6 protein-coding genes are annotated in these 7,718 nt (G+C 74.2%); all 6 read right to left on the reverse strand.

Annotation, left to right across the window (positions count from 1 at the left end; genetic code table 11):
- Positions 1 to 96: 96 nt before the first annotated feature.
- Positions 97 to 1,335 carry a cytochrome P450 gene (locus tag ACZ4Z2_RS35940; RefSeq protein ID WP_468081858.1) on the reverse strand — a complete coding sequence of 413 codons (1,239 nt, stop codon included), beginning with the start codon at positions 1,333 to 1,335 and terminating at the stop codon, positions 97 to 99.
- Positions 1,336 to 1,506: 171 nt separating this feature from the next.
- Entirely contained in the window at positions 1,507 to 1,923 is a 417-nt protein-coding gene (locus ACZ4Z2_RS35945) for a hypothetical protein (RefSeq protein ID WP_468081859.1), read from the reverse strand.
- 184 nt (positions 1,924 to 2,107) lie between these two features.
- Positions 2,108 to 3,154: a ketoacyl-ACP synthase III family protein gene (locus tag ACZ4Z2_RS35950; RefSeq protein WP_468081860.1), complete on the reverse strand. Its 1,047-nt coding sequence runs from the start codon at positions 3,152 to 3,154 to the stop codon at positions 2,108 to 2,110.
- A gap of 26 nt (positions 3,155 to 3,180) precedes the next feature.
- Complete coding sequence (locus ACZ4Z2_RS35955; RefSeq protein ID WP_468081861.1) at positions 3,181 to 4,803, reverse strand: phosphopantetheine-binding protein; 1,623 nt, start codon at positions 4,801 to 4,803, stop codon at positions 3,181 to 3,183.
- Positions 4,793 to 6,379 (reverse strand): class I adenylate-forming enzyme family protein, encoded by a 1,587-nt coding sequence (locus ACZ4Z2_RS35960; RefSeq protein WP_468081862.1) that lies wholly within the window; start codon positions 6,377 to 6,379, stop codon positions 4,793 to 4,795. Before ACZ4Z2_RS35960 ends, ACZ4Z2_RS35955 begins: the two co-directional genes overlap by 11 nt.
- Complete coding sequence (locus ACZ4Z2_RS35965) at positions 6,376 to 7,440, reverse strand: ketoacyl-ACP synthase III family protein (protein ID WP_468081863.1); 1,065 nt, start codon at positions 7,438 to 7,440, stop codon at positions 6,376 to 6,378. Before ACZ4Z2_RS35965 ends, ACZ4Z2_RS35960 begins: the two co-directional genes overlap by 4 nt.
- Positions 7,441 to 7,718 lie beyond the last annotated feature (278 nt).

Below are 7,718 nucleotides of genomic sequence, written 5' to 3' on the forward strand. Positions count from 1 at the left end.
CCCACCCCCCGCCCCCCCCCCCCCCCCCCCCCTCCCCCCCTCCCCCCCCCACCCCCCCCCCCCCCCCCTCTTTCCCCCCCCCCCCGCCGGCGGAGGTCACCAGGTGACGGGCATACGGCTCAGGGCGTGCACCATCATGCCGCTGGTCAGGCTGAGGTTGCCGACCTCGTCGGCCAGGGCCAGCCGGGGGAAGCGGCGGATCAGCGAGGAGACGGCGATCTGCAGCTCGGCGCGGGCGAGGGCGGCGCCCAGGCAGAAGTGCGCGCCGTGGCCGAGCGCCAGGTGCGCACTGGCGGAGGGCCGCGCCGGGTCGAAGGCGCCGGGGTCCTCCCCGAAGCGCTCCGGGTCCTGGTTGGCGGAGGCGACCGCGGCGATGACACCGCTGCCCTTGGGGATGGTGGTGCCGGCGATCTCGACGTCCTCCAGGGTGATGCGGAACGGGCCGCCGTCACCGATGGGGTTGATGCGCAGCAGCTCCTCCACCACCTGGTCGATGGTCTCGGGGCGCTCCCGCAGGGCGGCCAGGTGCTCGGGGTGCCGCAGCAGGGTGAGGACGCACTTGCCGATCATGCTGACCGTGGTCTCGTGCCCGGCGACCAGCAGGGTGATGCCCATGGTGATCAGCTCGTGCTCGCTGAGCCGGTCGCCGTCCTCGTCGTGGACGGCGACGAGGGCGCTCATGAGGTCGTCGGCGGGCTCCTCGCGCTTGCGCCGGACCAGCTCGGCGAGGTACTGGACCATCGACATCCGCTGCTCCATCACCTCCTCGGCGGTGTGCGCCGTGAGCGAGACGAACGCGTCGGACCAGCCGCGGAAGCGGTCGCGGTCCTCGAAGGGCACCCCGAGGAGTTCGCAGATGACCATCACCGGCAGCGGGAACGCGAAGACCGGGTTGAGGTCGACGGGCGGGGACAGCTTCTCCATCTCGTCCAGCAGGTCGTCGGTCAGCTGCTGGATGCGCGGGCGGAGGTTCTGCACCCGTCGGGCGGTGAACTCGCGCGAGACGAGCCTGCGCACGCGGGTGTGCTCGGGCGGGTCCATGGTGAACAGGCTGCCCGGCATGGGCGGTGCCGCGGTGAGGCGGGGCGCGCCCTCGGCCAGCATCGCCGCCCGGCTGAAGCGGGGGTCGGCCAGCACGACGCGGGCGTCCTCGTACCGGCTGACGACGTAGCCCTCGTCGCCGCTGGGCAGCTTCACCCTGGCCACCGGGCACTTGGCGCGCAGCTCCTCGTAGACGGGGGGCACCTCCACCGCCGAGGGACGGTGGAAGGGGTACTCGTACTCCGGCTCGGTATCGGTCCCGGTCCCGGCGGGGGGCACTGAGGCGGTGTCCATCGTGTGGCCTCCAGGGCTACTTCGGTTCACAGACATGTCGGGCTGTCAGCCGACAGTCGCAGGACCGCCTTGTGCAGCGATAAAGGCTCCCTGTACCGGACCGGGTGCCCGGGCACGGAACAGGCCCGCGGCCCCTCGGGAAGGGCTGCGGGCCTGGGAGCCGGCGCCGGTTCAGCGCTGCCAGCCGTCCGGTGTCCGCAGGCCGAAGCCGAGGGCGCGGGTGAACGCGACGGAGGTGAGCCAGCTCATGCCGAAGGTGAAGGGGGCCGCGATGTCCTCGGGGGCGTCCCCGAGGAACGTGAAGAGGACCATGATCCCGAACGGGATCAGGGCGCCGTTCAGAAGGTTGTGCAGGGGTACGGCCCGGGGAGCCAGCTGACCCGGCTCGTGGGCCTGGCCCAGCCCGGCGAGCCGGGGGAGGAAGGGCAGGACGGCGCCGAGGGCGGCCCCCGGGATCACCCAGCCCATGTGCTTGAGCACCTCGAAGACGTCCCAGAGCAGCAGGAACACCGCGAGGGCGCCCCAGGCGACGCGCAGCGGTAAGGGGGTGGAACTCCTCGTGGCGCCGGTGGACTCGGTCATCACCATGTGTTTCTCCTCGGTGTCGAGGCGTACGGCGGGGCCGGGCGGACGGGTCGTGGGGACCGGTCGGCCGTACGTCGCGAGCGATCGAACAACGCAGTATGCGGCGGGCCGCTGGAGCGCCGCTGAAGCCGCAGGTGGCGGGCGGATCCTTCCCGCCCGCGCACCCGGCCACCCGTCCGCCGGCCCGTCACCGCCCGTCGGCGCGGAAGGGCTCCCACCGCGGTACGTCGAGGATCTCCACGACGGCGCAGGTGCAGCTGAACCCGGAGCCGCCACCGACGAACAGCACCCGGTCGCCCGCGGCCAACTCCCCTCGTTCCAGAAGGTCGTTGAAGCCGGCGATCTGGTCGCCGGCGCCCAGGTGGCCCACCGTGCGGGAGAACTCCCAGGTGGCGCGCTCCACCGGGATGCCCAGCAGCTGCGGCACCTGCCACTCCAGCCGGCTGCGCCCGCTGGAGAGGGTCACCACCCGGTCGACGTCCGTCCTGGCCATGCCGGCGTCGGCCAGCACGGTGTCCACCACGCCGTTCACCACCGCCGCGACCCGCTCGGTGGCCTCCCGGACACCGCCGTGGGTGCGCATGTAGTGCCCCACCCTGCCCAGCAGGTCCAGCGGTTCACCGGACGGCAGGGGGCGCAGTCCGGGGCCCCGCACCACGGCCTCCAGGGAGTTGTCGGCGCCGGTGGCCGTGGACAGCAGACGGGCGAAGCCGCCCCGCGCGGACAGCAGCAGCGCGGTGGCGCCGTCGCCGTAGACGAATCCGGGCTCACTGCTCCAGCGGCGCACCAGGGGCGCCCCGAACCGGTCCGCGGTGGTGACCATCGCGGCTGCGGTGCCCGGCCGCGCGGCGACCTGGCGGGCGGCCATCTCCAGCGCGCCGAGGCCGCCGTTGCACTCCTGCTCCAGCCCGTACGCGGGCACGCCCCGGCCGAGCGCGTGGCCGGCCACGTAGGAGGCGGCGGGCCACATCTCGACGCCCTGGAACCAGATGCCGCTGTGGATCAGCAGCTCCACGTCGGAGGCGTCCACGCCGGACCGCTTGAGCGCGGTCGTCGCGGCGTGGACGGCCATGTCCGGCGGGGCCATGGACTCGTCGGCGACGGAGACGGAGACGATCTCGTCCGCCGCGTACTGCTCCGCGTCGTACGCGCCGGACTCCACGGCCGACCGGGCGTCCTCGGGTTCGCCCAGCCACACCCCCGTCCCGGCGACGTACACACCTTCCCACTGCATGAGGTCTCCTCTCCGGTCGCCGGCGGTCAGGCCGAGCCGACGGACTGCTCCCGCAGGGCGGCCACGACACGCCACAGGGAGGCGGGGGTGGCGAAGGTGTCGGCCATCAGCTCGGAGTCGGGGACGGCGATGCCGAACGTCTCCTCCACGCGGACCAGGACCTCCACCATGGCGAGCGAGTCGAGGCCCGCCGCCTTGAGGCTGGTGTCGGGCCGCAGTTCGCCCTTGGCGGCGAGCCGGGGCAGGGCCTCCAGCAGCAGCGCCTCGTACGCCGGGTCCCAGGGGGCGGCCGGTTCGTCCGCGGCGGCGGGCGCCGCCTGAGTGGTCGTCTCGGTCATGGTGGTGAGGTCCTCCGTACGGGATCCGGTGTGGGGTGGGACGGTGTGGCGCCGCAGGGCCAGGCGGGTGGCGGAGACGGTCTCGCCGCCGTCCACGACGACCTCGGCGGGCGCCGGGTGGCCGAGGAAGCCGAGCAGGCTGGCGGAGAGGCCGTAGGCGCCCACGTTGGGGAAGGCCAGCAGGTCGCCGGCGCGCAGCCCCGGCAGTCGGGCCGCGCGGGCGAGGATGTCGGCGGGGGTGCACAGTGGTCCGGCGAGGGTCACCGTCGCCGCCTCGCGGTCGGCGGGCTCGTCCGCCGCCCGGCCGGTGTCCGACAGGGGCTGGGCGGACAGCGGCAGCAGCCGGCCGAGGCCCGACAGTCCGCCCAGGTGGTTGATGCCGGAGTCGAGGACCGCGTACGTGCTGCCCCGGCTGTTCTTCACATCGGTGACGGTGGCCACCAGCCGGCCGCTGTCGCCGATGAGATAGCGCCCGGACTCGAAGGCGATGACCGGTTCGCCGTCCCGCCAGCCCGGCAGGTGCTCGTCGAGCACGGCGGTCAGGGCCGTCCGCAGCCTCCCGTACACGGGCCGCTCACCGGGGGTGGCGTACGGGGCGGCGAAGCCCCCGCCGAGGTCCAGCAGGTGCAGGGGGATGCCGAGTTCCTCCCGGAGCCGGGCGGCGGTGCGCACGCTCTGCGCGAGTTCGGCGATGAGGCCGTCCTCGTCCCGGGAGTTGGTGAGCGGGAAGAAGTGCATGCCGACGATCCGGACGCCCTTCACCAGGAGCCTCGCCCCGTGCTCGGCCAGGTCGTCGAGGTCGAAGCCGAACTGGGAGGGGCCGCCGGTCATCCGCAGCCCGGCCTGGCCGGGCGCCCCGGCGGCGTTGATCCGCAGGACGCAGTCCGCGGTGACGCCGTGGGCGTCGGCGGCGGCGCCGATCCGCTCCAGGTCGCCGAAGGACTCGGCGGAGAAGGTGCGCATCCCCGCCGCGATCGCCTCGTCGAGCTCCGCGGGCACCTTGCCGGGGCCGGAGTACATCAGTTCCGCCGCCGGATGGCCCGCTTCGAGGGCCGCGGCGAGTTCCCCGCGCGAGGTGACCTCGGCGCGGGCCCCGCCCCGGCGCAGCTCGGCGACGAGATCGGGATGGGAGTTGGCCTTCAGGGAGTAGTAGACGCGACACGGCTGGGGCAGGGCGGCCCGCAGGTCCTCCAGTGCGGCGCGCACCCGGGCCAGGTCGTAGATGTAGAGGGGGCTGCCGTACTGCTCGACGAGCCGGCGGGCCGTCAGGTCGTCGGCGGGGTGCCCGGTGCGGTCGTGGTCAGTGGCCATCGGTGCCCTCCATGAGCCGTCGGCGCAGCTCCTTGCGGTCGGTCTTGCCGTTGGGGGTGAGCGGGAGCGCGGGCAGGACATGGCAGACGTCCGGCACCTTCGCGGCCTCCAGACGGTCCCCGAGCCGGGCCAGCACCTGCTCGCCGGTGACGTCCGGGGTCTCGCCGACGACGAACAGGACCATGTCGCGGTCCTCCTCGGGGACGAGCAGCGCCGCCTCCCGCACGCCGTCGATGTCGAGGACGGCGGCCTCGATCTCGACGGAACTCATGCGCGAGCCGCGCCGCTTGAACAGGTCGTCCCTGCGTCCCTGGAAGTAGACGTGGCCGTCCGCGTCGAGCCGGCCGTAGTCACCGGTGTGCAGGGTGACGGGGCCGCCGTCGGCGCCCGGCCGGAAGCGCAGCGCGGTCTGCTCCGGGGCCCGCCAGTAGCCGGCCATGACATGCGGGCCGCGCACCACGATCTCGCCGGTCTCCCCGGTCGGCAGCGGCCGGCCGTCGTCGTCGACGACGAGCACTTCGGTGCCGGGCAGCGCGGGCCCCACCGAGCCGGGGCGGGCCAGGTCGCCGTCGGGCTCCAGGATGGTGATCCGCTTGCACTCGGTGGTGCCGTACATGGGCGCCACCGACGCGCCGGGGAAGGTCTCCCGCAGGGTCGCGATGAGCGGGGCGTTGAGGGCGGCGCCGGTGTTGGTGAACAGGCGGATCCTGGTGGGCCGCGGGTCACGGGAGGCGAGCTTGACGAGGAGTTCGCCGAGCGACGGCACGAGGGGCACGACGGTCGCCCCGTGGTCCCGGGCGAAGCCGAGGAGCCGGGCGTGGTCGGCGGGGCCCGACAGCAGCAGTTCCGCGCCGGACAGCGCGCTGAGGAAGACCTGGTAGAGGCCGTAGTCGAAGGAGAGCGGGACGGCGGTGAGGACGATGTCGTCGGCGCGGTAGTTCAGCCGGGCCTGGATGGCGCGGGCGGCGAACGCCACGGGCCCGTGCGGGCAGGCCACCCCCTTGGGCGCCGCGGTGCTGCCCGAGGTGTAGATGAGCAGGGCGAGCCGGTCGGCGGGCACCTCGGTCTGGGTACGGGCGGCCGGGTCGGCCGGACCGGACAGGTCCAGCTCGGACACGACGGCGACCGACGCGTCGGACGGCCAGCTCAGGCCGTCGGCACCGTCGCGCTCGGCATCCTGGACGACGATCAGCGAGGGTTCGGCGTCGGCGATCACCGACTGGAGGTGGAACGCCTTCATGCCCGGGTTGATGGGCACCAGGACGGCGCCGCTGCGCCAGGTCCCGTACAGGATGGCGGTGAACTCCTTGACGCTGTCGACGCGGGCGAGCACCCGGTCGCCGGGCCGGATGCCGCGGCGGCGCAGCTCCCGGGCGAAGGAGTCGGCGGCGGCGTCGAGTTCGGCGTACGTCCACACGCCGTAGCGGTCCCGTACGGCGGGGGCGTCGGGGTGCCGCGCGACGGCGGCGGTGAGGAACACCTCCGCGGCGTTGTCGACCCGGGGGGCGGTGTCGGTGCCCACGGCGTTGTCGATCAGTGCCGTGCCGGGGAAGGTTCCGATCACGGTCGCGGTCATCGCTGCTCCTCGGGTGTCTGCGGATCGGCGGCCGGGGTCGTCCAGCCCGGTGTGCGGAGAATCTCCAGGACGGCGCAACTGGCGGTGCCGGGGCCCGCGGAGAGCATCAGCACGCGGTCGCCCGGACGCAGCGCCCCGGTCTCGGCGAGGTCGTTCAGCGCGGCGAACTGGTCGCCGGCGCCGAGGTGTCCGGTGCGGCGGCCGAACTCCCAGGTGGTGCGCTCCTCGGGCACCCCCAGCAACTGCTCGGCCTGCCACTGCATCTTGCTGCGGCCGCCGGTCGGGATGACGGCGTGGGCCAGCTCTTCCGGGGTGGTCCCGGCCTCGGCCAGGGCGTCGTCGACGGCGCCCTTGACCATGGCGACCAGCCGGTCGGTGGCCTCGCGGATGTTGCCGCCGCGGGAGCGCAGGTAGTGGGCGAAGCGGTCGGCGTGGTCGTAGGGCTCCTGGGTGGGCAGCGGGGTGAGGCCCGCTCCCCTGGCCAGCGCCTCCATGCGGTTGTCGGCGCGGGTCACGGTCGACAGGACGCGGGCGAAGCCGTCGCGGTTGGAGAGGACCAGGGCGGTGCCGCCGTCGGCGTAGACGAGGCCCGCCTCCGCGCTCCAGCGGTTGATGAGCGGCTCGGCGAAGCGGTCGGCGGTGGTGAGCACCACCGCGGCCTCGTCCCGCTCGGTGGTCAGCTGCCGGGCGGCCAGCTCCAGCGAGCCGACCGCCGCGTTGCACTCCTGCTTCACCTCGAACGCCGGCACGCCCCAGTGGACGGCGTGGTCGGCGACGTAGGACGCCACGGGCCACATGGTCTGGCCCTGGAACCAGACGTAGTTGTGCAGCAGCAGGCGTACGGTCTCGGGGGCCAGACCGGACCGCTTGAGCGCGGTGGTGGCGGCCTGCACCGCCATGTCCGGTGGCGGGACGTCCTCACCGGCCACCCGGACGGACAGCAGGCCGTCCGCCTCGAACTGCTCGGGGTCGTACTCACCCGCCTCCACGGCGGCGCGGGCGGAGAACGGTTCGGGGAGCCAGGCCCCCGTCCCCGCCACGTAAACGCTTTCCCAGCGCATGGTTCTCCCATCGTCGGTTGGCTCACCCAGGGACGGCCGAGCGGCCGAGCGCCACGGCCGGCCTCCTGGGATCCGCCCTGCGGGGATCGTCGGCCCTGCCGCTTTGGCCCGGCTAAAGACCGGGCGCGGACCCGAAGCGGGGGGCGTCGCTGTGGGGTGGTGGGAACGGTCGTGGGGGGGGGGGGGGGGGGGGGGGGGGGGGGGGGAAGGGGGGGGGGGGGGGGGGGGGGGGGGGGGGGGGGGGGGGGGAGAAGGGGCCTGGGTTTTCCTGGGTGGGG

It is taken from the genome of Streptomyces sp. NPDC030183 (assembly GCF_055573455.1).

Excerpts from the sequence above, each read along its gene's own strand:
- ACZ4Z2_RS35940 (WP_468081858.1), bottom strand. The coding sequence starts at position 1,335 with ATGGACACCGCCTCAGTGCCCCCCGCCGGGACCGGGACCGATACCGAG.
- ACZ4Z2_RS35945 (WP_468081859.1), bottom strand. The coding sequence starts at position 1,923 with ATGGTGATGACCGAGTCCACCGGCGCCACGAGGAGTTCCACCCCCTTA.
- ACZ4Z2_RS35950 (WP_468081860.1), bottom strand. The coding sequence starts at position 3,154 with ATGCAGTGGGAAGGTGTGTACGTCGCCGGGACGGGGGTGTGGCTGGGC.
- ACZ4Z2_RS35955 (WP_468081861.1), bottom strand. The coding sequence starts at position 4,803 with ATGGCCACTGACCACGACCGCACCGGGCACCCCGCCGACGACCTGACG.
- ACZ4Z2_RS35960 (WP_468081862.1), bottom strand. The coding sequence starts at position 6,379 with ATGACCGCGACCGTGATCGGAACCTTCCCCGGCACGGCACTGATCGAC.
- ACZ4Z2_RS35965 (WP_468081863.1), bottom strand. The coding sequence starts at position 7,440 with ATGCGCTGGGAAAGCGTTTACGTGGCGGGGACGGGGGCCTGGCTCCCC.